Annotated in this window: 25 protein-coding genes and 1 other RNA gene; 12 read left to right on the top strand and 14 right to left on the bottom strand. The window is 45.9% G+C overall.

The window, feature by feature from the left end; genetic code table 11:
• Positions 1-542 (top strand): IS30 family transposase (locus tag ACFORF_RS06250; protein WP_380426466.1); only part of this gene is annotated, 542 nt, incomplete at its 5' end.
• Between the two features lie 55 nt (positions 543-597).
• On the opposite strand, the gene ffs is transcribed toward ACFORF_RS06250, so the two are convergent.
• The 5 genes from ffs to ACFORF_RS06225 all read right to left on the bottom strand — a co-directional run bounded on the left by ffs (position 598) and on the right by ACFORF_RS06225 (position 4,094).
• Positions 598-693, bottom strand: an RNA gene (gene ffs, locus ACFORF_RS06245) — signal recognition particle sRNA small type.
• A gap of 35 nt (positions 694-728) precedes the next feature.
• Complete coding sequence (gene tadA / locus ACFORF_RS06240; RefSeq protein WP_380426465.1) at positions 729-1,253, bottom strand: tRNA adenosine(34) deaminase TadA; 525 nt, start codon at positions 1,251-1,253, stop codon at positions 729-731.
• On the bottom strand, positions 1,253-2,029 hold the full coding sequence (locus tag ACFORF_RS06235; protein WP_380426464.1) for an MBL fold metallo-hydrolase: 777 nt from the start codon (positions 2,027-2,029) through the stop codon (positions 1,253-1,255). Before ACFORF_RS06235 ends, tadA begins: the two co-directional genes overlap by 1 nt.
• Positions 2,030-2,136: 107 nt before the next feature.
• Positions 2,137-3,486, bottom strand: a complete 1,350-nt coding sequence (locus ACFORF_RS06230) for an MATE family efflux transporter (RefSeq protein WP_380426462.1) — start codon at positions 3,484-3,486, stop codon at positions 2,137-2,139.
• Positions 3,487-3,596: 110 nt separating this feature from the next.
• The gene (locus tag ACFORF_RS06225; RefSeq protein ID WP_380426460.1) at positions 3,597-4,094 is read right to left on the bottom strand and encodes a beta-class carbonic anhydrase; all 498 of its coding nucleotides are present in this window, start codon (positions 4,092-4,094) and stop codon (positions 3,597-3,599) included.
• Between the two features lie 172 nt (positions 4,095-4,266).
• On the opposite strand from ACFORF_RS06225, the gene polA reads away from it, so the two are divergent.
• The 7 genes from polA (at position 4,267) to ACFORF_RS06190 (ending at position 11,276) form a co-directional block, all read left to right on the top strand.
• Positions 4,267-6,909 carry a DNA polymerase I gene (polA, locus tag ACFORF_RS06220; RefSeq protein WP_380426458.1) on the top strand — a complete coding sequence of 881 codons (2,643 nt, stop codon included), beginning with the start codon at positions 4,267-4,269 and terminating at the stop codon, positions 6,907-6,909.
• 26 nt (positions 6,910-6,935) lie between these two features.
• Complete coding sequence (locus ACFORF_RS06215) at positions 6,936-7,355, top strand: ASCH domain-containing protein (protein WP_380426456.1); 420 nt, start codon at positions 6,936-6,938, stop codon at positions 7,353-7,355.
• Positions 7,356-7,367: 12 nt separating this feature from the next.
• Positions 7,368-7,799 carry a CoA-binding protein gene (locus tag ACFORF_RS06210; RefSeq protein WP_380426455.1) on the top strand — a complete coding sequence of 144 codons (432 nt, stop codon included), beginning with the start codon at positions 7,368-7,370 and terminating at the stop codon, positions 7,797-7,799.
• A 560-nt stretch (positions 7,800-8,359) separates the two neighbouring features.
• The gene (gene tgt / locus ACFORF_RS06205) at positions 8,360-9,502 is read left to right on the top strand and encodes a tRNA guanosine(34) transglycosylase Tgt (RefSeq protein WP_380426453.1); all 1,143 of its coding nucleotides are present in this window, start codon (positions 8,360-8,362) and stop codon (positions 9,500-9,502) included.
• 73 nt (positions 9,503-9,575) lie between these two features.
• The gene (locus ACFORF_RS06200; protein WP_380426451.1) at positions 9,576-10,097 is read left to right on the top strand and encodes a GNAT family N-acetyltransferase; all 522 of its coding nucleotides are present in this window, start codon (positions 9,576-9,578) and stop codon (positions 10,095-10,097) included.
• On the top strand, positions 10,094-10,729 hold the full coding sequence (locus ACFORF_RS06195; RefSeq protein WP_380426449.1) for a uridine kinase family protein: 636 nt from the start codon (positions 10,094-10,096) through the stop codon (positions 10,727-10,729). Before ACFORF_RS06200 ends, ACFORF_RS06195 begins: the two co-directional genes overlap by 4 nt.
• Entirely contained in the window at positions 10,719-11,276 is a 558-nt protein-coding gene (locus ACFORF_RS06190; protein ID WP_380426470.1) for a nucleotidyltransferase family protein, read from the top strand. The genes ACFORF_RS06195 and ACFORF_RS06190 overlap by 11 nt, the downstream gene beginning before the upstream one ends.
• A gap of 38 nt (positions 11,277-11,314) precedes the next feature.
• Here the strand turns inward: ACFORF_RS06190 and ACFORF_RS06185 are convergent, their stop codons facing one another.
• Positions 11,315-12,607, bottom strand: a complete 1,293-nt coding sequence (locus tag ACFORF_RS06185; protein WP_380426447.1) for an adenylosuccinate synthase — start codon at positions 12,605-12,607, stop codon at positions 11,315-11,317.
• A 433-nt stretch (positions 12,608-13,040) separates the two neighbouring features.
• Here ACFORF_RS06185 and ACFORF_RS06180 point away from each other — a divergent pair, with 433 nt between their 5' ends.
• Together ACFORF_RS06180 and ACFORF_RS06175 are read left to right on the top strand one after the other, a co-directional pair.
• Positions 13,041-13,859, top strand: a complete 819-nt coding sequence (locus ACFORF_RS06180; RefSeq protein WP_380426468.1) for a hypothetical protein — start codon at positions 13,041-13,043, stop codon at positions 13,857-13,859.
• Positions 13,860-13,868: 9 nt separating this feature from the next.
• Positions 13,869-15,164 carry a toxic anion resistance protein gene (locus ACFORF_RS06175; protein ID WP_380426445.1) on the top strand — a complete coding sequence of 432 codons (1,296 nt, stop codon included), beginning with the start codon at positions 13,869-13,871 and terminating at the stop codon, positions 15,162-15,164.
• Between the two features lie 57 nt (positions 15,165-15,221).
• On the opposite strand, the gene ACFORF_RS06170 is transcribed toward ACFORF_RS06175, so the two are convergent.
• The 4 genes from ACFORF_RS06170 to ACFORF_RS06155 all read right to left on the bottom strand — a co-directional run bounded on the left by ACFORF_RS06170 (position 15,222) and on the right by ACFORF_RS06155 (position 17,318).
• Positions 15,222-15,866, bottom strand: coding sequence for a hypothetical protein (locus tag ACFORF_RS06170; RefSeq protein ID WP_380426443.1), 645 nt, complete (start codon positions 15,864-15,866; stop codon positions 15,222-15,224).
• Between the two features lie 18 nt (positions 15,867-15,884).
• Positions 15,885-16,475, bottom strand: a complete 591-nt coding sequence (locus ACFORF_RS06165) for a 3'-5' exonuclease (RefSeq protein ID WP_380426441.1) — start codon at positions 16,473-16,475, stop codon at positions 15,885-15,887.
• An 80-nt stretch (positions 16,476-16,555) separates the two neighbouring features.
• Entirely contained in the window at positions 16,556-16,759 is a 204-nt protein-coding gene (locus ACFORF_RS06160; RefSeq protein WP_380426439.1) for a hypothetical protein, read from the bottom strand.
• Positions 16,760-16,772: 13 nt separating this feature from the next.
• Entirely contained in the window at positions 16,773-17,318 is a 546-nt protein-coding gene (locus ACFORF_RS06155; protein ID WP_380426437.1) for a DUF536 domain-containing protein, read from the bottom strand.
• 220 nt (positions 17,319-17,538) lie between these two features.
• Here ACFORF_RS06155 and ACFORF_RS06150 point away from each other — a divergent pair, with 220 nt between their 5' ends.
• Together ACFORF_RS06150 and rpsN are read left to right on the top strand one after the other, a co-directional pair.
• Entirely contained in the window at positions 17,539-18,711 is a 1,173-nt protein-coding gene (locus ACFORF_RS06150) for a BaiN/RdsA family NAD(P)/FAD-dependent oxidoreductase (protein ID WP_380426435.1), read from the top strand.
• Between the two features lie 139 nt (positions 18,712-18,850).
• Positions 18,851-19,120 carry a 30S ribosomal protein S14 gene (rpsN, locus tag ACFORF_RS06145; protein ID WP_380426433.1) on the top strand — a complete coding sequence of 90 codons (270 nt, stop codon included), beginning with the start codon at positions 18,851-18,853 and terminating at the stop codon, positions 19,118-19,120.
• 211 nt (positions 19,121-19,331) lie between these two features.
• On the opposite strand, the gene ACFORF_RS06140 is transcribed toward rpsN, so the two are convergent.
• The 4 genes from ACFORF_RS06140 to tsaD form a co-directional block, all read right to left on the bottom strand.
• Entirely contained in the window at positions 19,332-20,357 is a 1,026-nt protein-coding gene (locus ACFORF_RS06140; RefSeq protein ID WP_380426431.1) for a threonine aldolase family protein, read from the bottom strand.
• A gap of 39 nt (positions 20,358-20,396) precedes the next feature.
• Positions 20,397-20,720, bottom strand: a complete 324-nt coding sequence (locus ACFORF_RS06135; RefSeq protein ID WP_380426429.1) for an AzlD domain-containing protein — start codon at positions 20,718-20,720, stop codon at positions 20,397-20,399.
• Complete coding sequence (locus ACFORF_RS06130) at positions 20,713-21,408, bottom strand: AzlC family ABC transporter permease (protein ID WP_380426427.1); 696 nt, start codon at positions 21,406-21,408, stop codon at positions 20,713-20,715. Before ACFORF_RS06130 ends, ACFORF_RS06135 begins: the two co-directional genes overlap by 8 nt.
• Positions 21,409-21,572: 164 nt before the next feature.
• A complete protein-coding gene (gene tsaD / locus ACFORF_RS06125; protein WP_380426425.1) occupies positions 21,573-22,589 on the bottom strand; it encodes a tRNA (adenosine(37)-N6)-threonylcarbamoyltransferase complex transferase subunit TsaD in 1,017 nt (338 codons plus the stop codon).
• Positions 22,590-22,750: the final 161 nt, after the last annotated feature.

Raw genomic sequence — 22,750 nt, 5'->3', positions numbered from 1 at the left:
TGCTTTATCCACGCAAAAGCAAAGCAGAGAAAAAGCAAGCTAGTCCAGACTTTAAGCCTGCTGGAAAATCCATTGACGAGCGACCAGAGAGTATCAATAAGCGTGAAAATCTAGGCGATTATGAAATTGATACCGTTATTCAGACGCGAGCTAAAAACGAGTGCTTATTGACTCTGACAGACAGGAAGAGTCGCTTTCAAATCATTCGTCTCATTCCTGACAAATCAGCGACCTCAGTCAATCAAGCTTTGAAAGGGATTCTTCAAAACTATCACATCAACTCAATCACAGCGGATAACGGGACAGAATTTAGTCGCTTGGCAGATGTCTTTGATCCTGAGTGCATCTATTATGCCCACCCTTACGCCTCTTGGGAAAGAGGAACCAACGAGAACCATAACAGACTCATTAGACGATGGTTGCCAAAAGGTACAAAGAAAACGACCATAAGAATGGTCCCCTTCATCGAAAATTGGATTAACAACTATCCAAAGAAATGTTTGAACTATTTATCTCCTAGACAATTTTTACTAAATGCCTAACTTAGACTTGAAATTTAGCATTTTCATAGTTTTTCATTTATTTTCTAAAAATGCCTAATAAAACAAAAAGAGCACACACTTGACTTCGCTTAGGGCTGCTGGATTCCTCCCCTGACCCACTTCACGCACAAGTGTTGCTCCAATAATTATTATACCATAATTCTTTCAGTAATCAACCAAAACTTATTAGTCACTTTCATCAGCTAGCAGAAGTAGAGCTTTTTCCCTTGCCTTGGCCTCTTTTTTCTTGGCTCTACCCAGGCGGAAAAAGTCCTGCATGATCTGTGCACAATCTTCCTCAAGAATCCCAGTCTCAACCTGAACGCGATGGTTGAGCCGCTCATCCGTCAAGATATTATAGAGACTTCCCGCAGCGCCAAACTTTGGATTTTTAGCGCCATAGATGACTTGCGGGAGTCGTGCCAGACCAATCGCCCCACTACACATGACACAGGGCTCAATGGTTACAAAAAGTGTACAGTCCAGCAGGCGCCAGTTGCCAACTGTTGCATTGGCTTGATTGATGGCCATAATTTCAGCATGCATGACGGCCTGATTAAGTTCCTCACGGGCATTGTGGCCACGGCCAATAATCTGCCCTTCATGGACGATGATACAGCCGATAGGGATTTCTTCTTTTTGGAGGGATAGCTGAGCTTCGCGGAGGGCTTCACGCATGAATCCCTCTTTTTCTTCTAGCGTATAGTCCATCAGCAGCCACCGATATCCCAAGACTTGTGCGGACTGGCCAACTCTACTGGGATAACCCCTGCGTATTTTTGAGTTTGTTCTCTAAGGATTTCCAAGTGACGTTCAGGATCAACTCCCTCTGGAGAAAGAGGAGGCATGTGGGTGAGGACTAATTTTTTCACCCCAGCTTCTACCGCCAGCAAACCTGCTTCCTTGGTCGTTAAATGAGCAATGTGATTTTCATTTCCCTCGTAGAGATAGACATCCGCCAATAACAAGTCTGCCCCGCTCACAAAGTCCGACAAGCCTTCGAAGTAACCTGTATCCGCCGTAAAGACGAAGACCTGGCCAGTTGCCTGTTCTACTATTTTAAAGGCATAACAGATGACCGGATGGACCGTCTTAATAAAGGTAATGGCAAAGGGACCGATCTGTTCTGTACCCGTCACATCGTAGGCATAACCTTTAGAAACACCATCCAGAGTGAGTTTGGCAAATTCAGTAGCATCCTCATCGTGGGCATAAATGGGCAAGACCTTAGGCTCCCAGAGGTGCTTAGGGTAGAGCTGAAAATAATGGCGCAAGACTCCCAAATCCGCCACATGGTCAGGATGATAGTGGCTAATGAGCACAGCATCCAAGTCTAGCGGACTGATTTCCTTTTCCAGTTCATTGACTGCACGGCTTCCACAATCAATCAATAGCTGAAAACCGTCATGCCCAGTCAACAAATAAGAGGTAGTCCCTTCATCCTTAAAGGGATAGGCTCCCCAACAGCCCAGTGTCGTTAATTTCATGGCAGGTCCTCCTTGTAATTTCGTGGTTCTAGTATAGCATAATCAAGGTAAAATAGCAGAGCAGAGAGACGAAAGGAGTCAGTTTTAGACCAACTCCTTTTCAGTTTTCAAGTCCTATCATTCAGCTTTTTTGCCATCTTATTAAGGCGAATATTGAGGAAAATCCCACAGATTATAATACCTGAAATGAGACCAATCCAGTAGGCATAGGGTCCTAAGTTGGTCCAGGCATTGAGGGCCATCCCAATTGGGAAAGCAGCTGCCCAATAGCCAACAAAGCCAATGATAAATGGCATGGTCGTATCCTTATAACCCCTTAAAATTCCCTGAATGGGCGCTGCGTAAGCATCTGCTAACTGGAAGAATAGACTGTAGGTCAAAAAGACTGCTGTCGTCCGAATAAAGCTCTGCTCTGTCCCATAAAGCCCAGCCACTTGGAAACGGAAGGTATAGAGGAAGGTCAGGGTTAATGTCGCAAAACCAAGAGCAAACCAACGACCGATTCGCGTGTAGGCTTGGACATCCGCTACACGACGTGCCCCAACCTCATAGGAAATCACGATAGCCAGAGCTGAGGAGATTGAAGCTGGGAAGGCGTACATGAGGGTCGCAAAGTTCATAGCAGACTGGTGGGCTGCAATAATTTCCGAGCTAAACTGGGCCATCATCAAGCCCATGGCCGCAAAGATGGCAACTTCCACAAAAACTTGAAGTCCTATCGGCAGACCTAGTCTGAAACCTGACCAAACTAACTTAGGTTGAAGTTGATCCAACTGCCAAATCTTGTAGGCTCTAACCTTAGGGTGCCTAGCCATCACAAACAAGACAACCAATAAAACTGCCCAATAGGTCAAGGAAGTTCCTAGTCCAGCCCCTGCTCCGCCCATTTCCGGAAAACCAAAACGACCATAAATCAAGCCATAGTTGAAGAAGGCATTAAAGGGCAAAATCAAAAGCATGAGATACATGGACAAGCGGGTCAGGCCTAGAGCATCAAAAAATGATCGACAGATAGAAAAAAGTGACAAGGGAACAATCCCGACCAAAAGGCAATCCAGATAAGCCTGACCAACAGCTAGAACCTCTGGCTCCAGACCCATGGTCGCAAGAAATGGCCGAGCTCCAAAGGCGACGACAGCCATCAGAACTAAGGACAAACCAAGCCCCAAATAGAGGAACTGGTGAAATTCCTGGGTAACCTTATCCTGTTCCTTCCTCCCCAAATGATGCCCGATAACCGGAACCAAGGCCGACACCAATCCCGTCAAAAAGGAAAACATAGGGTTCCAGAGAGAGGTCGCCATAGATACCCCAGCCAGATGCTTGGTCGCATAATGGCCTGTCATCATGGTGTCCAAAAAAGAAGCAGAGAAATTAGCCAACTGATAAATCAGAACTGGGAAAAAGATGGTCACAAAAAGCATCAATTTCTCTTTGGTCGTCTGTGTTGAGTGCATGGGAACTCCTTGTGATTTTCTTGTTACAAACAGTCTCTATTGTACACTTTATAGGCAAAAAAAGAAAGACCATACAAGTTGCCTCCATTCAGTCTTTCTTAACTATTGAACTAAAGTTTAACCTCTGTGATTCGTCCAGTGTCAACATCATAGACGCCTCCTGAAATAATAACATCATCAGGGATTAGTGGAGAAGCAATAATCTTTTGCATATCCTCACGGACACTCTCTTCGACATCGGTAAAGGGAAGGAAGTCCATCTCTAGCTCGTCTAAGCCAAAACGTTCCCGTAACGTGTAACAGAATTCCTCATTTTTAAAGGTCTGTGAGCCACAGTCTGTGTGGTGGAGCACAACAACTTCACGTGTCCCCATTTGTTGCTGAGACACAACCAAGGAGCGAATCATGTCATCGGTCACACGCCCACCTGTATTCCGCAGAATATGGGCATCCCCAAGAGCAAGTCCGAGGGCCTGAGCAACGTGGAGACGAGAGTCCATGCAGGTCACGATGGCCACCTTCATTTTCGGTTTGAGGGGCAGGGACTTGGTTCCATGAAGGTCAACATAGGCCTTGTTAGCTTGGAGAAATTTTTCAAAGTAAGACATGGTGGGCTCCTTTTACTCTTTATTTTTATATACTATAGCATGTTTTTCGTGATTTGTCATGCAAGCAACCACTTTTTATAATCCAAGTGTCACTTTGAAGAAACAAAGTAATTTACGGTTTTTGACCACCTCCTGCTCCGCTATTTCTCCCCACCTATGCTATAATAGGGCTATGACTACTACTAATAAACTTCTTTTAATCGACGGGTCATCGGTGGCCTTCCGTGCCTTCTTTGCCCTCTATAACCAGATTGACCGCTTCAAAAATGCCAACGGTCTACATACCAATGCCATCTACGGCTTCCACCTCATGCTAGATCACCTGCTGGAACGGGTGCAACCGACCCATGTTTTGGTGGCTTTTGACGCTGGTAAGACGACTTTTAGGACGGAGATGTACAGCGACTATAAGGCTGGCCGTGCCAAGACTCCGGACGAGTTTCGTGAACAGTTCCCCTACATCCGTGAGATGCTAGCTGCCCGTGGAATTGCCTACTACGACCTGGACCAGTACGAGGCAGATGATATTATCGGGACCTTGGATAAAATGGCAGAGCGGACTGAAGTGCCTTTTGAGGTCACGATTGTGTCCGGAGATAAGGACTTAATCCAGCTGACCGATGCTAACACCATTGTTGAGATTTCCAAGAAAGGTGTGGCCGAGTTTGAGGAGTTCACTCCAGCCTATCTGATGGAAAAAATGGGCATTACCCCTGAACAATTCATCGATCTCAAGGCCCTCATGGGAGATAAGTCTGATAACATCCCAGGCGTCACCAAAATCGGTGAAAAAACAGGCCTCAAGCTCCTCCAAGAATACGGCTCATTAGAAGGCATTTATGCCAACATCGACAGCATGAAGGCCTCCAAGATGAAGGAAAACCTGGTCAACGACAAGGAACAGGCCTTCTTGTCCAAAACTCTAGCCACCATCAATACGCAGGCTCCGATTACGATCGGCCTGGACGATTTGGCCTATACAGGGCCAAAAGATGTGACAGTGCTAGCCGACTTCTACGAGGAGATGGACTTCAAGCAATTCAAGGCCAATCTAGGACAAGTTGCTACGGCTGAGCCTGTGACCATCAGCTACGAGGAAGTGACGGAGCTCACTCCTGAGATGTTTTCTGAGGACACCTTCTACTACTTTGAAATCCTGGGTGAAAATTATCATCTCGAGGAAATGATTGGATTTGCTTGGGGAACCAATGAGCATATCTACGCCTCAACTGACCTGAACTTGCTCCAAGATGATCTCCTTAAGGCTGCTCTCAGTCAGCCCATCAAGACCTACGATTTCAAACGGAGTAAGGTCTTGCTCAGTCATTATGCGATTGATCTAGCCGAAGCTAGTTTTGATAGTCGCTTGGCCAAGTACCTGCTCTCAACCGTTGAAGACAATGCCATCACTACCATCGCAAAACTCTACGGGCAGGTCCAGATTGCGGACGACACAGAAGTCTATGGTAAGGGTGTCAAGCGTGCGGTCCCTGAAAAAGAAGGTCTGCTCAGCCATTTAGCCAAAAAGATAGCCGTCCTCGTCGAGACAGAAGCCCCAATGCGCGAACGCCTGATCGAAAACGACCAGTTGACACTGTTAACTGAAATGGAGCAACCTTTGGCCCGCGTTTTGGCCAAGATGGAAATCGCAGGAATCACGGTTGAGCGCCAAGCCCTGCAAGCCATGCAGGTAGAAAACGAGGCTGTCATCACCAATCTGACTCAGGAAATCTACGACCTAGCTGGTTTGGAATTCAACATCAACTCCCCTAAACAGCTGGGTGAGGTCCTCTTTGAAAAGATGCAGTTGCCGCTGGAGTACACCAAAAAGACCAAGACGGGCTACTCAACAGCTGTCGATGTCTTGGAGCGCCTGGCCCCAATCGCGCCCGTCGTCTCTAAGATTTTAGACTATCGTCAAATTACCAAACTCCAATCTACTTATGTCATCGGCCTGCAGGACTACATCCTGGCTGATGGCAAAATTCACACGCGCTACATTCAGGATTTGACCCAGACAGGCCGCCTGTCTTCTGTTGACCCTAACCTGCAAAATATCCCTGTCCGCCTTGAACAAGGTCGCCTCATTCGCAAGGCCTTTACCCCATCGACTGATGATGCGGTGCTCCTGTCCTCGGATTACTCCCAGATCGAGTTGCGGGTTCTGGCTCACATTTCTGGTGACGAGCATCTGATTGCTGCCTTCAATGGCGGAGCAGATATCCACACGGCAACTGCTATGCGGGTCTTTGGAATCGATAAGCCAGAAGACGTGACCGCTAACGACCGTCGCAATGCCAAGGCCGTAAACTTTGGAATTGTCTACGGGATTTCTGATTTTGGTTTGTCCAACAACCTAGGAATCAGTCGTAAGCAGGCCAAGGACTATATCGACACCTATTTCGAACGTTATCCAGGCATCAAAAACTACATGGAGACCGTTGTTCGTGAGGCCAAGGATAAGGGCTATGTCGAAACCCTCTTCCATCGCCGTCGCGAATTGCCGGATATCAACTCACGTAACTTCAACATCCGCAACTTTGCGGAGCGAACCGCTATCAACTCCCCAATTCAGGGCTCGGCAGCTGATATCCTCAAGATTGCCATGATCAATCTGGACAAGGCCCTGACTGCAGGTGGCTATCAGGCTCACATGCTCCTCCAGGTTCACGACGAAATCGTCCTTGAAGTGCCAAAGGCAGAGCTAGAAGCCGTTAGCCAACTGGTCGCTGACACCATGCAATCAGCCATTACCCTGGCTGTACCATTAGTTGCAGACGGCAACTCTGGCCAAACCTGGTACGAAGCGAAGTAGATAATCATTTTTAGAAGAGTATTCCCATGGCTAAATACGGTGAATTACAAAAGAAATACCCAGACCTGGAAGTTTGGGGGCACCCTGTTGAGTACGCAGATCTCTACGACCTGACTGTATCGGGTGTCAAAACGGCAACCAGTTCTTGGTACGCTGAACACGACTCAGATGATGAGCTAGACCAAGTTGGAGACCGCTCTATCATGGTCGATAATCCAGAAAATCCAACAAAAGAAGTTCTACTAGAAACAACAAAAGTTGTTATCGAACCCTTTAACGCCATTTCTGAAGAGACTGCTTGGTGTAACGGAGAAGGTAATCGAACCATTGCAGACTGGCAAAGCATTTTCGGAGATTTTTGGCGAAGACACTTACCAACTGTCGGACTAGACTTTCAAGAAGATGGTCTTGTCGTCACTAAATTTTTCAACGTCATCGAAGATTAAAAGGAGTCATTTATGACCTATCATTTTCAAAATCCATCTCAGGAGACTATTTTCGACTACATCAGACAGAGCAAGACCATCGCGGTTGTTGGTCTGTCTGACCGTACTGAGACGGCTGCCTACCGGGTCAGTCAAATTATGCAGGAGGCTGGTTTTGCCATCATTCCTGTCAATCCCAAATTAGCCGGTCAGACCATTCTAGGTGAGACAGTCTATGCCCGCTTGCAGGATATTCCAGTCCATGTGGATATGGTCGATGTCTTCCGCCGCAGCGAATTTTTAGCGGATGTGGTGCGTGATTTCTTAGAAACCGATGCTGACATTTTCTGGGCGCAATTAGACCTCGAAAGTCAAGAAGCAGAAGAACTCCTCCGTGCAGCAGATCGTGATAAGATTGTCATGGACCGTTGCTTGAAGATTGAATATCTCAAGATGGTTGACTAATGGTCACTCAACCTTTCTAAGCTTTCTAAGCTTTTTGCCTAACTCTAGTCATATTTGACTTTACCCATCTCATTCAATAAAAATAAGGTAAAAACGAATGCTCCTACTTCATTGATAGGATCCAGCATTCGTTTTTTGTCTCCTAAAATTAAAACAATAATGGAATGAATCAATGATGAAATAGCCTCGTTAATCCAGATCTGGAATTTCTTATCGTTTAAAAACATAACTTCTTTAATACTTTCCCAAAAAATTCTCAACTCAGCATGAATTTTAGGAAGCCTGCATCAAGATAAATAAGCCTACCACCTCATTGCAAAGCAAGTTTACTTTATCCGTTGGTATTTGACTAAATACGACAGATGACAGGTCCAGTCATTTTTGATAGAATAGGAAGGCTGATACCCTGAAATTTTTCAAATGGACTAAACGGTAGTTCTACTATTTTTTAAGAATAGCAGAGCCTTGTACTATGCCATCTTAGACCATCTTTTAAGAAGACTTTTCATCGTATCAAACATCTGCCCAGAACTGTTTTTTCTGGAAGCAAAGGAGAAAAAATGACTGATTATCCGATTAAATACCGTCTCATCAAGACGGAAAAACACACCGGTGCTCGCTTGGGCGAGATTATCACGCCCCACGGGACCTTCCCAACGCCTATGTTTATGCCGGTTGGCACCCAGGCCACGGTCAAGACCCAGTCGCCTGAAGAACTCAAGGAAATGGGGTCTGGCATTATCCTGTCAAACACCTACCACCTTTGGCTCCGTCCAGGTGATGAGTTGATTGCTCGGGCTGGGGGACTGCATAAATTTATGAACTGGGACCAAGCTATCCTGACCGATAGCGGTGGTTTCCAAGTTTATTCCTTGGCGGATAGCCGCAATATCACGGAAGAAGGGGTAACCTTTAAAAACCACCTCAATGGCTCCAAGATGTTCCTCTCGCCGGAGAAGGCCATCTCCATCCAGAACAATCTTGGGTCAGACATCATGATGAGCTTTGACGAGTGTCCCCAGTTCTACCAACCCTATGACTATGTCAAAAAATCCATCGAACGCACCAGCCGCTGGGCCGAGCGTGGGCTAAAAGCCCACCGCCGTCCCCACGACCAAGGTCTCTTTGGGATTGTGCAGGGGGCTGGCTTTGAAGACCTCCGTCGTCAGTCTGCACAAGATTTGGTCAGCATGGATTTCCCCGGTTATTCTATTGGAGGATTGGCAGTTGGAGAGTCACATGCAGAGATGAATGCTGTCTTGGACTTTACCGTGCCGCTGTTGCCAGTTAACAAACCGCGTTACCTTATGGGGGTTGGAGCGCCTGATAGTTTGATTGATGGGGTTATTCGTGGAGTGGATATGTTTGACTGTGTCTTGCCGACACGGATTGCTCGCAACGGTACCTGCATGACCTCAAGTGGTCGTCTGGTGGTCAAAAACGCCCAGTTCGCAGAGGACTTCACCCCACTTGATCATGAGTGCGATTGCTACACTTGTAAGAACTACACCCGTGCCTACCTCCGTCACCTCCTTAAGGCAGACGAGACCTTCGGCATCCGTCTGACCAGCTACCACAACCTCTATTTCCTGGTCAACCTCATGAAGAAGGTTCGCCAAGCCATCGTGGACGACAATCTCCTCGAGTTCCGTCAGGACTTTATGGAAAAATACGGCTACGGCACCAACGGACGAAATTTTTAAGTGTGTAAAAAGGCTGAGCAATCAGTCTTTTTTCTATGATATAATAAAGGTAATTTTCTTGTGGAGGTGAGCCATGGACATTCGTAAAATCCAGTTATCTGACCAAGCGGCCTATCAGCGATTCGAGCAAGCTGTCCTAGAAGATAAAAACACCAATCCTTTTGTGGAATGGTGGGCAGTCGATGATTTTGAGCAATTTGTTGCCAACAGTGACCGCTCTGAAGTCAAAAAAGACCAGCAAACCTGGTCCCCCTTCACGCGTTATTTTGCCTTTATAGAGGGCGAAATCGCTGGTTTTGTCATTTGTTTTTGGGAGATAGACCATCCTGACTGCCTCAAACTTGGGCATATCGGGTATTTGGTTGCTCCAAACTTTCGCAGGCAAGGTATCGCGACGACACTTATCCAGTTTGCCTTACAACAATATGTCCAGCGGGGGATTTCAACTGTTCTTGTCGTGACGGATGAGATAAATACTCCTTGTCGAAACCTAGTTGAGCACTTGGGTGGTCAGTTGTTTCGTGTGGAAACGATAGATTATTTTGATAAAGCCATGACAGCAGCTTGCTATGAGCTTAGTACGGAGGAACCATGAAAGAGCCATTTCTTGACCAACTCAAAACCTACTTAACAGATGGAAAGCCTCACACCATCCGCATCTATGGTCATGGGGCTTCTGGCAAGAGCACGCTGGCCAAAGAGCTTGTAGCCATGCTTGATGCCAATCAGGTCAATCTCTTGAAGACGGATGCCTACATCATCGACGGTGGGCTTCGCCAGCAGGTCAGACCGGCAAATGCTCCCGACCAAAAGGTGACGGCCTCTCTGCCAGTGGCACATGAGCTGGCCAGTCTGACGCGGGATATTCAGGCCTTGCAAAAGGGGATGGACTTGCTGACAATTGACTGTTCGCCCTGGGCTCCGCAGACCCTTTTATCTGGCAGCAAGCCCATTCTCATCGTGGAAGGTATGTCCACAGCCTTTCTAGACAAGGCCTTGTTTGATGTGTCCATCGCCTGTTATACCGATAGCGAGACGGAGTTGGATAGACGGCTGGGTCGGGATATTGCTGAGCGGGGCCGAGTGGCAGAGTTTGTCTTGCAGACCCATCAAGCCCGTCGCCAGCAATACGAGACATACTTGGCCCCGACCTTAGATGATGCAGACATCATCATCAACCAATCTAACAATGACTTTATCATTGAAAGGAACCCATATGACGGATGAGGAACTCAAAAATCTGCTCTTATCTGACCCAGACCTGCAAACGATTTTTAGAGCTGTCCGTGACTTGGGCTTGCCAGACTGCTGGGTAGCGGCAGGCTGTGTACGCAATGCCATTTGGAATGCCCTATCAGGTCAACCGGTCTTTGATCGGACGACCGATGTTGACGTGGTTTTTTATGATCTTGAGAGGCCATATGAAGATAGCTCTGCTATAGAACAAAGACTAAAAGAGACCTATCCCGCCTACCTCTGGGAGGTCAAGAATCAGGCCTACATGCACCAGCACAGTCCAAATACGGCACGCTATAGCAGCAGTTGTGAGGCCATTTCCAAATACCCAGAAACTTGTACGGCCATCGCGGCGCGGTTGGTGGGAGAAGAGTTGGAACTCTTTGCTCCCTATAGCCTAGAGGATATCCTCCATTTTGTCCTGCGGCCCACACCGCACTTTCTAGCGGATGAAGAACGATTGGCAGTTTACCAAAAACGCTTGGCTCAAAAGAATTGGTCTGAAAAATGGCCTCAGCTTATCTTGAGGACCACCTAAAACCGCCCTCCACATTTGGAGAGCGGTCTTTTCATATCTTAGATATTGGCCCAAACAGATTCCAAAATGTTGGTCTGTTCGCGTCCAGGTCCGACGGAGAAGGTCGAAATGCGAACACCCACCAATTCACCGATACGGCGAACGTAGTTGCGGGCATTTTCTGGAAGTTCTTCCAGGCTTCTTACGCCTGTGATATCCTCAGACCAGCCCGGAAGTTCTTCGTAGATTGGTTTGCAACGTTTGAGTTGCTCCAAGCTAGCTGGGTAGTGGTCAATGCGTTGACCGTCCAAGTCGTAAGCCACACAGATTTTGACCGTGTCAAGACCTGAAAGCACGTCGATGGAGTTGAGTGATAGGTTGGTAATCCCTGACACACGGCGGCTATGACGCATCACGACAGAGTCAAACCAGCCCACACGGCGTGGACGACCGGTCGTCGTACCGTATTCTTTTCCGATTTCACGGATACGGTCACCCGTCGCATCAAAGAGCTCCGTTGGGAATGGGCCGTCCCCAACACGGCTGGTGTAGGCCTTGCAGACACCGACAACCTTGTTGATTTTGCTTGGACCAACCCCAGATCCAATGGTTACCCCACCTGCTACAGGGTTTGAAGAGGTTACAAACGGATAGGTTCCTTGATCGATATCCAGCATGACCCCTTGCGCCCCCTCAAAGAGCACGCGCTTGCCAGCGTCCAAGGCATCGTTGAGGATGACAGATGTATCGGTCACATACTGCTTGATTTGTTGGCCGTATTCATAGTATTCTTCAAAGATATCATCAAAAGACAGGGTGGTACTGTCGTACATTTTCTCAAAGAGACGATTCTTCTCTTCCAAGTTGATGCGCAGGCGCTCTGCAAAGATATCTTTGTCCAAAAGGTCTGCAATACGGATCCCAACACGGGCTGCCTTGTCCATGTAGGCAGGACCGATTCCCTTGATCGTAGTCCCAATTTTGTTGTCCCCTTTGGCATCTTCTTGGAGTTGATCCAAGTGGATGTGGTAAGGCAGGATAACATGGGCACGGTCTGAAATCCGCAAATTGTCAGTCGTTACCCCTTCCTCATGCAGATAGGCCAATTCTTTGACCAGAGATTTTGGATTGACTACGACACCGTTTCCGATAACTGAGATTTTTTCCTTGAAGAAAATCCCTGACGGAATCAAGTGCAACTTAAACTTTTTGCCATCAATCACGATGGTGTGCCCCGCATTGTCACCACCTTGGTAGCGGGCAATCACTTCTGCATCCGCAGACAAGAAATCCGTGATTTTCCCTTTACCTTCATCCCCCCACTGGGTTCCCACAACAACAACTGAAGTCATACGATATTTCCTTACTATTTCAAAACACGCGGCAGGACTTTCACCTGCGATTTTGTCTTACACTTTATTATAGCAAAAGACAAACTTTTTTTCAAAAAAACCTCAAATTTTTATTTTTTACGAATTTTATCTTTAATAAATCTCCTTGATTTTGAAATTACCGAACCTTTTCAAAACTTTCCTTTTTTCAGAGTTGGATCATTCAGGTTTTACATCATAGCAGAGCATCCCAATCATTTTCTCGATGAATTTTAAGGCTTTTCATATCAAATTTTTCTATTTTACGATAAAATAAGAGTAAGTATTTCTACGAAAGGTAAGGAAAGTTGTAATGCCTAGAAATCAATTTCGTGACGGACCAGGCCGCGGTCCAACTCATTTTCAGCAAGAACCCCAACGGCTACCAAAAACAAGACCCCAAGGTCAAACCCCTATGCTTTCTCAAAAATGGGGGTTAGGTTCAATCCTCAGTATTTTATTTATTATCGGTATCTTAGGAGACCTGGAAGCTCTTGTTGGATTAACGGTTCTGGGGGCTATGGGATATGGTCTCTACAAGCTCTTTACCCGCAAGTCCAGCCTTGAAAAAGCTAACATCGCCACACGGCTGCAGGATTTAAAAGATGCCATTGCCAGAGCCGACCGTCAGACCAAGTTGCTGGATAGTCATTTGGAAAACAAGGAGTATACCCAGTATGCCGTACTCGCTCGTGATGTGCTAACCCAGGTTGAGGATATCAAGGCTGAAGCCTTGGCACTCAAGCAAAACATGGACCTCAACATCTACAAACGTATCAGTAAAAAAGCAAGTGCTGTCTCCACTGAGATTTCAGCCCAACTTGAAAAATTAGATGTGCCCATTGAAACTGCTGAAAGCACTGAGGAAGAAAAACAAATCATCAAACTGGCTCCTGAAATCATGACGACCTATACTAATATCCAGCGTGACCACGCTGCTATCTTGGACAAGATTGACAAGGCGGATAACAAAGCTGAACTGACAGCCATTCATGAAACCAGCATGAAACGATTCCACGATATTTTACAAGGCTACCTCAAAATCAAGGAAAGTCCCAAAAATTTTCACAATGCTGACGAGCGACTGGAATTAGCCAAGCAGGCGATGGAACAATTTGACCTCGATTTAGATCAGACCCTGCGGGAACTCAATGAAAGTGCCCTCTCTGACTTTGAAGTCAGCCTACGCATGATGACCCAAAAATCACACGATTTAACAAACACCCAAAAATAAGGAGAATACATGACTGACTCAACTTTTAACTTTGATATTGATGCCATCGCTTCAAATGCCATTGTAAAAACCGACAAAACAACCGAAATCATCACTGCTAATGATGAAACCAGTGAAACTGGACAAGTTTCATTCCTAGCCAAACTAACGCCTGAGCAACAGACACAAATCACGTCTCGCGCTCCGCAATTGGTTGATAATTTCATCGCGGATCAAAACGCCCTCCTGGAATTCGGTCAAAACGCTGTAGAGGATGTCAACAGCACGGTCAACCACATCCTTAACGAGCAACGTAAACTTGAAATTCCTGAAGTGGACGAGCTCCTTCACAATACCAATAAAGAGCTCAATGGATTTATCGCTAAATACAAGGATGCCAAGCCAGCTCAACTGGAAGAGAAACCAAACTTCCTCCAAAAACTTTTCAAACAAAGTAAGAACAGCCTACAAGAATTCTACTTCGATTCTCAAAATATCGAGCAAAAGATGGACAGTATGGCCGCAAGTGTCGTTAAGCAGGAAGAAGTCTTGGCCCGCAATATCGTCTCAGCTGAGATGCTGATTGAAGACAACACCAAATCCATCGAGAACCTGGTCGGTGTGATCGCCTTCGTTGAAGCAACCACTCAGAAAGGTTCTCAGCGTGCCAGCCAATTGCAGAGCGAACTCGCAACCCTGGACCCAGCCACACCAGAATACCATGTAAAATCTGAAGAATTGGCCCGTATGACAGAAGTTGTCAACACCTTGGAACAACAACATACCGAATATGTTAGCCGTCTCTACGTCGCTTGGGCAACCACTCCACAAATGCGCAACCTGGTCAAGGTATCGTCAGATATGCGTCAAAAATTGGGCATGCTCCGTCGCAACACCATTCCAACCATGAAATTGTCCATCGCCCAGCTCGGCATGCTCCAACAATCTGTCAAATCTGGTGTGACTGCAGATGCCATTGTCAATGCCAACAACGCTGCCCTTCAAATCCTGGCAGAAACCAGCAAGGAAGCAATCCCTGCCCTCGAACGCACTGCTCAAAGCCCAACCGTTGCTCTGCAATCTGTTACAGCCCTTGCAGAAAGCCTTGTCGCACAAAACAATGGTCTAATCGCCGCCATCGACAACGGCCGCAAGCAACGTGCCCAACTGGAAACTGCCATCATCAAGTCCGCACAAACTATCAACGATTCTAACAAGCTCCGCGATGAAAAAATTGTGACAGCCCTCCTCAACGAAGGCCGCAACGTACAACGTGAAGTCGAAGACGTCACACCTGAAGACGTGACACCCGCAGAAGAAAACTAAGCAAAAAGCACCTCAAAGGTTAGACAAACAATCTAATCTTGGGGTGCTTTTCCAATTCTATTCATTTGAAGTCTCATCCATCAAACCTTGGGTATACATGTCATCCATTAGTTGATCTAAGTTAGCCTCTTTACCAGATTTAAGCGTTATGGTATCTATTCGATTTTCCTTGGAGTTGTCTGTAATATCAACTAAGTCCAGCGCTCTTTCATAAGCCTTAATCCCCTTTTTAAACTTCTCCTTATCATTCCATGCGAGAATCACATGCCTGATGTCGACTGTTTTCCCCATACTTTCTAGATAAACTCGACTCTTCTCCTCTAGAAAATAAATCAAGGCTGGATTGAATAAGTTTTCTTGCAGGGCAAAATAATTCATATCATCCGATGTCAGCACATAAACCTCTAGATGATCGTTCACTCTACTTGGGCTAGTCTTAAGGACAGGATGAGCCTCCATCATCTCTTTGGTATAATGAGCTTCAAAAGTTAGCCCTCCACCTTCATAGGCATAGGACCCATCCGTTGTAACTCTTTCGGGAGGCAAATCAACCTGGGTCAGCAATGTCATCAATTCTTCACTCCCGTATTGCCTCTCTCCGGGGCTAGCAGAGAATAACATTTTAATAAAGAAGAAAAATCCAAAAATGAAGACGACCAAAACTATCAGAGAAGCCAAACAACAATTTTTCAAAATTTTCATCGCCTCGCCCTGCTCTTCTTAGTCAAACAAACTCGACAAATCCAATCCCGCAAAGGGATTGTTGGTCACTTCCTCCTGTTGGTCCAAAAGCTGGCGATTGTCGTCAAATTCCAAGAAACGTTCATAGACCTTGGCTGTCATTCGAGCATCTTCCAAGCTATTATGCCCATGGCCTTTAATCCCTAAAAAGTCTGCCACAGAGGTCAATTTGAGATTGACAATGCCATTGAGATCCGTTGAACGGCGCTCCCTAGCTTCCAAATAGACATCCACACCGTACTGCTCTGCCATATCTAACCCATACTCAGCCAACAAAGGAAGGTCAGACTTTAGGGCGTTGTATCCAATCAGCTGACTATCGCCAATAAAGGCTTTAAAGTCTGCGAGAACCTGCTCCAGCTTTGGAGCTCTTGCAATTTTCTCCGCCGTAATCCCTGTCAAGCCATTGATAAAAGACTGCAGAGGCACATCAGTATAGACAAAGGTGTCAAACTGTTCTACTTCTTCATGGTCCACAAATTTCACACCTGAAACCTGAATGATATGACTGATGCCATCGACAGTATTAAATTCCAAGTCAAAAGCGACATAATTGGTTAGATTTTCCATTTTTCTCCCTTCATGAATTGGGCAAGGCCAACCCTTCTAAAAAAGAGTGTCACAATTTCTTGCTCCACTCTAAGACTCTCTCAACGAGATAATTTTTTTATTTGTTTCAACATTTGAACTGTTTGGTATTCCGCATAAACAAAGAGAAAACCCGCTGCTAGAAAGATAAGTGCAAATTCGACCTGTCCGGATAACCATTTTAAGATAGCAAGACCAAAACAGGTAAGCATCACGAGACCTATAACAACCATCAACAAATGAAATCGCCGAATAATCTTTTGCATTATTACTGCTCTCTTATTTGCTACCGAAAATTCTTCCGAAGAAACCTTTTTTCTTGGTTTCCTCTGCCACAGCGACAGCCTCTGCTTCAGCAACCTGAGTTTGAATTTCTTCAACCTGGTTACGAGCCTCATCCAATTCTAACTTGAGACTATCACGGTCCTTAAAGGCTGCAAGGGTCAACTGTTGTTGCTGGTCAAGTTGCTTGTCCTTCTCAGCAATCTGAACATCCTTGACCCGCAACTGCTCGTCCTTGGTCGCCAATTGTTCATCCTTAGCCTTGAGCTGCTCATAGAGACGGGTAATCTCCGTATTCTTTTCATCTACAAGGATTTCCAACAACTCCCGTTGCTTATCCTCTTCGCTGACCGGCTCATCCTCAAAAATCGTCTTCTTGTAAATCTCTTCCAGCTTAATCAGACCACTGCGCTTGACGACGGTAACACCCTTGTCATTTTTTTCCACATCTTCTTCTGGTAGAGCCTTGACACGATTATTGACCGCTTGGCGACTCACACCCAAAATCTCAGCTAATTCACTGACCGTTTTCTCTACTGTCATACTCTCAGTCTTACTCCTCATTCCAGAATTCACTTATGAAAATAGTACCATATCAAGCCCTTTCTGTCAATTTAAGAAATAGCAGAGCAGATATAGTACCAGTCCCCTTCACAGTTTCAGCAAAGTAGTCTGATACTACTCCCTCTACTACTTTGCTATGGCCAAAAGGACAGCCAGCATCTGAGTAGCTATCAGGCCCTACATCTGATAAAATAGAGGCATGACACATTACGATACCATTATTATCGGAGGCGGACCTGCTGGGATGATGGCAGCCGTTGCCTCTACCTACTACGGCCAAAACACGCTCCTCCTGGAGAAAAATCGACGTCTGGGCAAGAAATTAGCCGGCACTGGTGGAGGCCGTTGCAACGTGACCAACAATGGCACCCTGGACGACCTCCTGGCTGGCATCCCCGGCAACGGCCGTTTCCTCTATAGCGTCTTTTCCCAATTTGATAACCACGACATCATTCGCTTCTTCGAAGAAAATGACGTTCCGCTCAAGGTTGAAGATCACGGCCGTGTCTTCCCCAAATCTGACAAGTCCAAATCCATCATTGATGCTTTGGAAAAGAAAATCAAGGAGCAGGGTGGCCACATCGAAACCAACCGCGAAGTTGTCTCTGTTAAAAAAATCGAGAACGTCTTTCAGGTTAAATCAAAAGACAGCACCTACACCTCTGATAAACTGATCGTAACCACTGGCGGTAAATCCTATCCCTCGACTGGATCAACTGGTTTTGGTCACGATGTCGCTCGACACTTTAAACTTGAGGTCACCGACATGGAAGCTGCTGAAAGTCCCCTGCTCACCGATTTTGAGCACAAGACTCTTCAGGGAATTTCTCTGGACGACGTTACCCTGTCCTATGGCAAACACGTCATCACTCACGACCTGCTCTTTACTCATTTTGGACTCTCAGGACCCGCTGCCCTTCGCCTCTCTAGTTTTGTCTCTGGTGGAGAAATAGCAGAGCTTGACTTCCTACCTCAGATGAGCCAAGAGGAGTTGGTGGAACAATTTGACGTCAACCGTGAAAAGTCCATCAAAAATACTCTAAAAATCTGGCTCCCAGAACGGCTAGCTGACTACCTCGCTCGGCCATTCCCCGAAAAAATCAAGCAATTAACTCCGCCACAGCAAGAAGCCCTCATCCATCAACTAAAGGCTTTTGAGATTAAAATCACCGGCAAAATGTCCTTGGCCAAGTCCTTTGTGACCAAAGGCGGGATTGACCTCAAGGAAATCAACCCCAAAACCTTGGAAAGCAAAAAAGTACCCGGATTGCATTTTGCGGGCGAGGTCCTTGACATCAACGCCCATACTGGTGGCTTTAACATCACTTCTGCCCTCTGCAGTGGGTGGGTTGCAGGTTCCTTACATTGGTAAGTTCATCAATCGTTGTCTTTGAGACAGCGATTTTCTTTTTCGAGAAATCATTAACCAGTTCACTTTTTTCTTGCATTTTACTCATTTCCTGTTATACTATAATAGTTAACTGGTTAATTATTTTCGAGAGGAGACTGTTATGGCAAAAAAATCTAAGATTGCCCGTTACAACAAACAAGTCAAATTGATTGAGCAATACGCTGAGATCCGTCGAGAACTCAAGGCTAAGGGAGACTACGAGGCCCTTCGTAAACTCCCGCGGGATTCCAATCCCAATCGTCTGAAAAATCGAGACCGTATCGACGGCCGTCCTCATGCCTACATGAGAAAATTTGGTGTCAGTCGGATTCACTTCCGCGAATTAGCCCACAAGGGACAACTCCCTGGTGTTAAAAAGGCCAGCTGGTAAGGAAACTCACGCTCCATTCAATTTCCATAGAAGGGAAAAGATGCAAAAATCTAACTGAAGTTAGACAGAAATCCTAGCAAAGTCGAGCGTTGATTTGGAAGAGAATAACAGGTTATTCCATGCTCAACTGCTTTCATTTTCAAAAAGAAAGGCATACTCAAGTTATTATCAAAAAAAAGAGCTGGCAACATGGCCTAGCTCTTTTTTCGTCCTATAAACTATCTCTAAGATCTGCTAAGTCTTGGTCTGTCGTAGACCAGCTTGTTGCCAGCCGAATGACCGTATGGTTATCATCATACTTCTCCCAAAAACTGTAAACGACTTTTTCCGCCAAGGTCTCCAGCTGCTTGTTTTCCACAATGACAAACTGCTGATTGGTTGGACTCTCATAGAAGAAACGATAGCCCTTCTCATGCAAAATAGCCTTGAGTTCCTCTGCATAGGCAATGGCCTGCTGTCCAATTTTCTGATAGAGATTGTCCGTAAAAAAACGATCAAACTGAACGCCGAAAAGTCTTCCCTTGGCCACCAAAGCGCCGTGCTGCTTGACGATAGGGATAAAATGCTTGGGTTCATTATGTCTGGTAAAGACAATGGCTTCACCGGCTAAGGCACCCAATTTGGTTCCTCCGATGTAGAAAACATGGCAGAGCTCTGCAATATCAGCAAGAGTCACATCACTAGAAGCCACCCCCAAAGCGTAACCCAGACGAGCACCATCCATAAAAAGCGGGATCTCATACCGGTCACAGAGTTGAGACAGTTCTGTCAGTTCTGCCTTGCTATAAAGGGCACCGTACTCTGTCGGATGTGAGATGTAAACCATACCTGGAAAAACCATATGTTCATGGTTACCATCAGCGTAGAAATCTTTCAGGTAAGCCTCCACATCAGCAGCCCGTAATTTTCCATGTTCATGTGGCAGGGTCAAGACCTTATGCCCTGAAAACTCAATGGCGCCTGCTTCATGGGTAGAGATATGACCTGTTTCTGCTGCAAGAACCCCTTCATAAGACTTAAGCAAGCTATTGATGATCACTTGATTGGTCTGGGTGCCACCCGTTAAAAAGGTAATCTGAGCCTGCGGACAAGCGATCGCCTGACGGATTTTGTCCACTGCACGCTTGGTATAGGCATCTGCTCCATAACCAGGCAAATTCTCTTCGTTGGTGGTAATAAGAGCCTCTAAAAGCTCTGGGTGAACCCCCTCGTTATAGTCATTCTCAAAGTGTAACATGAAAATTCTCCTTTCTTATCAGACCTGCTCTGCTATTTTTTAAAAGATAAATCGTAGACCCGCTACCAAAACTACCCCAACGACAACTGCCAAGAGGATATTCTTGGTCTTAGCCGCAAGGAAAAAAGTGGGCAGAACAGCGATCGTCTCAATGGGTAAAAATTTAGGTAACTGCCCAACCTTCGGGGACACGACACTCGATAAGGTTAGCGCAAAAATAATCGTCAGAGGTAGGAAACTCAAGAAACGAACTACTAGATCGGGCAAGGCCTTGTAACGGGTTAATACAAATGGCAGAACCCGGGGGACCCAGGTCACTAAAGCCGAGAGCACAATCGCTCCAAAAACATAAGTACTAATCATCTAACCACACCCCAACAAAACATCCCAACAAGGTCGCTAATAGCACTGCTACATAGGACGACACCACGACCGTCAAACTCAAGTAAGCCACTCCAACCGCCAGCAAAATCAAACCAATTTTTTTCAGAGGTAGACGTCGAACCATAGCTTCCAATTGGCCAGAAAAAATTCCGACAAACATAGCAACAAGGGCAAAATCTAATCCTAAAGCCTCAGGATTTGGGATCATTCCACCAAGAACATTCCCAACGACCGTAAAAATTAGCCATGACAGATAGCCAACCAAGTTATTGCCATACATCCAGCTAGGTTGAATCGACTTATGCTCGACATACTCCCCAAGTAGAACCCCATAGGACTCATCAGTCACTAAGGAACCGATGAGAAGGTTAGAGGGCAAACTATTATCTTTAAAAATCGTCGTTGTATGCAAGCACATCAAAAAGTTACGAAGATTGACAAAAAATACGGTGACCGCAATGGACAAGAGTGGCGCCCCTGCCAAAATCATGGCACACATGACGAACTGAGCTGATCCTGCATAGACAAGCGCCGACATCAACCCCATTTCCACTGGACTAATACCTGAGTTCGCCGCTACAATTCCACAGGCCAGGCCGATACTAGCATATCCAAAAGCTGTCGGTACCGCTGCCTGCAGCCCCTCACGAAAACCTTTTTCCATCATTTCATCCTTTTATTTTCCTTTTATTTTCCTTTTATTTTCCTTTTATTATAGCAAAAAGACCACTTTTTCGGGGTCTTTTTCAACTTTTTTCATATTTTTTCAAAAATAGCAGAGCTAACTGATTATCTACTCCTGAATTTCTTTTTAATTCATGTAAACTATACTTACTGTTCCAAAACTGGAAAAGTCAGACTTGGTTTAGCATTAAGATCTAGAGAACTAAAATGTCCCAGTTCAGCTTCCACAGCCGCTGCAAAAGCAATCATGCCCGCATTATCCCCACAGAGACGAAGCGGTGGAATAATGACCTTAACATCATTAATCTCAGCGGCCAGACGTTCCCTAAGCCCTTGATTAGCAGCAACGCCACCCGCAACCACCAGGGTCTGAACAGGATATTGTTCCAAGGCTTTCTTAGTCTTAACCATCAAAATATCCATGACTGCGGCTTGAAACGACGCACAGAGATCCTCAGTAGGTAGGCTCTCTCCCTTTTGTTGGGCATTGTGATAAAGATTGATAAAAGCTGATTTAAGTCCAGAAAAAGAAAACTCTAAATTATCTTCCTTAATCATAGCTCTAGGAAAATCGTAGACATCCTGACCTCGGTGAGCCAATTCATCAATTTCCCGACCGGCTGGGTAGGTCAAGCCCATAACCCGACCAACCTTATCGTAAGCTTCACCAACAGCATCATCACGGGTCTCTCCAATAATATGGTAGTTGCCAGACTCTGAAACGTAAACCAACTCCGTGTGACCACCAGAGACAAGGAGTGCCATAAGAGGATATGTCAACTCTTCCTGCTCACGAGCAGCCATCAAATGTCCCGCCATGTGATTAACAGAAATAAGGGGTAGCTGGTTGGCCCAGGCAAAGGCCTTGGCTGCAGCCATCCCAACGAGAAGAGCCCCCACCAAACCAGGGCCATAGGTCACTGCCACCGCATCAAGTTCATTAGCTTTCACCCCAGCCTCATGCAAGGCATCTTCGATGCAAAGAGTCACGACCTCCACATGATGGCGACTAGCAACCTCAGGCACAACACCACCAAAGCGCTTATGGCTCTCAACCTGGCTAGCAATGATATTTGATAAGAGCTGACTCTCATTTTTAATGACAGCAACACTCGTCTCATCACACGATGACTCAATCGCTAAAATTAATTTATCCTTAGACATATTCCACTTCCAATACAGTAATAGAACCATTATAACACACTTAAATACTTATTTGAGAATGATTACATCCCATCTTCGTGTCCAAATCTATTCTTAATCTCTCGAATAAACGCCGCCTTCCCCTTGAAACTCTCCCCTGCTATAAGTGCCTCTAACTTCTC

The organism is Streptococcus caprae, assembly GCF_042649745.1.
Lineage (GTDB): Bacteria > Bacillota > Bacilli > Lactobacillales > Streptococcaceae > Streptococcus > Streptococcus caprae.
The sequence above is the reverse complement of the archived record's forward strand: the minus strand, read 5'-3'. Positions and strand labels throughout refer to the sequence as shown.

What these genes read in the sequence shown, in the direction of transcription:
- ACFORF_RS06210 (WP_380426455.1), top strand. Translation starts at nt 7,368, where the DNA reads ATGACCTATCATTTTCAAAATCCATCTCAGGAGACTATTTTCGACTAC.
- ACFORF_RS06185 (WP_380426447.1), bottom strand. Translation starts at nt 12,607, where the DNA reads ATGACTTCAGTTGTTGTTGTGGGAACCCAGTGGGGGGATGAAGGTAAA.
- ACFORF_RS06165 (WP_380426441.1), bottom strand. Translation starts at nt 16,475, where the DNA reads ATGGAAAATCTAACCAATTATGTCGCTTTTGACTTGGAATTTAATACT.
- ACFORF_RS06130 (WP_380426427.1), bottom strand. Translation starts at nt 21,408, where the DNA reads ATGATGGAAAAAGGTTTTCGTGAGGGGCTGCAGGCAGCGGTACCGACA.
- ACFORF_RS06215 (WP_380426456.1), top strand. Translation starts at nt 6,936, where the DNA reads ATGGCTAAATACGGTGAATTACAAAAGAAATACCCAGACCTGGAAGTT.
- ACFORF_RS06155 (WP_380426437.1), bottom strand. Translation starts at nt 17,318, where the DNA reads ATGACAGTAGAGAAAACGGTCAGTGAATTAGCTGAGATTTTGGGTGTG.
- ACFORF_RS06135 (WP_380426429.1), bottom strand. Translation starts at nt 20,720, where the DNA reads ATGATTAGTACTTATGTTTTTGGAGCGATTGTGCTCTCGGCTTTAGTG.
- ACFORF_RS06150 (WP_380426435.1), top strand. Translation starts at nt 17,539, where the DNA reads ATGACACATTACGATACCATTATTATCGGAGGCGGACCTGCTGGGATG.
- rpsN (WP_380426433.1), top strand. Translation starts at nt 18,851, where the DNA reads ATGGCAAAAAAATCTAAGATTGCCCGTTACAACAAACAAGTCAAATTG.
- ACFORF_RS06225 (WP_380426460.1), bottom strand. Translation starts at nt 4,094, where the DNA reads ATGTCTTACTTTGAAAAATTTCTCCAAGCTAACAAGGCCTATGTTGAC.
- tgt (WP_380426453.1), top strand. Translation starts at nt 8,360, where the DNA reads ATGACTGATTATCCGATTAAATACCGTCTCATCAAGACGGAAAAACAC.
- ACFORF_RS06235 (WP_380426464.1), bottom strand. Translation starts at nt 2,029, where the DNA reads ATGAAATTAACGACACTGGGCTGTTGGGGAGCCTATCCCTTTAAGGAT.
- polA (WP_380426458.1), top strand. Translation starts at nt 4,267, where the DNA reads ATGACTACTACTAATAAACTTCTTTTAATCGACGGGTCATCGGTGGCC.
- ACFORF_RS06175 (WP_380426445.1), top strand. Translation starts at nt 13,869, where the DNA reads ATGACTGACTCAACTTTTAACTTTGATATTGATGCCATCGCTTCAAAT.
- ACFORF_RS06180 (WP_380426468.1), top strand. Translation starts at nt 13,041, where the DNA reads ATGCTTTCTCAAAAATGGGGGTTAGGTTCAATCCTCAGTATTTTATTT.
- ACFORF_RS06195 (WP_380426449.1), top strand. Translation starts at nt 10,094, where the DNA reads ATGAAAGAGCCATTTCTTGACCAACTCAAAACCTACTTAACAGATGGA.
- ACFORF_RS06170 (WP_380426443.1), bottom strand. Translation starts at nt 15,866, where the DNA reads ATGAAAATTTTGAAAAATTGTTGTTTGGCTTCTCTGATAGTTTTGGTC.
- tsaD (WP_380426425.1), bottom strand. Translation starts at nt 22,589, where the DNA reads ATGTCTAAGGATAAATTAATTTTAGCGATTGAGTCATCGTGTGATGAG.
- ACFORF_RS06190 (WP_380426470.1), top strand. Translation starts at nt 10,719, where the DNA reads ATGACGGATGAGGAACTCAAAAATCTGCTCTTATCTGACCCAGACCTG.
- ACFORF_RS06160 (WP_380426439.1), bottom strand. Translation starts at nt 16,759, where the DNA reads ATGCAAAAGATTATTCGGCGATTTCATTTGTTGATGGTTGTTATAGGT.
- ACFORF_RS06230 (WP_380426462.1), bottom strand. Translation starts at nt 3,486, where the DNA reads ATGCACTCAACACAGACGACCAAAGAGAAATTGATGCTTTTTGTGACC.
- ACFORF_RS06140 (WP_380426431.1), bottom strand. Translation starts at nt 20,357, where the DNA reads ATGTTACACTTTGAGAATGACTATAACGAGGGGGTTCACCCAGAGCTT.
- ACFORF_RS06200 (WP_380426451.1), top strand. Translation starts at nt 9,576, where the DNA reads ATGGACATTCGTAAAATCCAGTTATCTGACCAAGCGGCCTATCAGCGA.
- tadA (WP_380426465.1), bottom strand. Translation starts at nt 1,253, where the DNA reads ATGGACTATACGCTAGAAGAAAAAGAGGGATTCATGCGTGAAGCCCTC.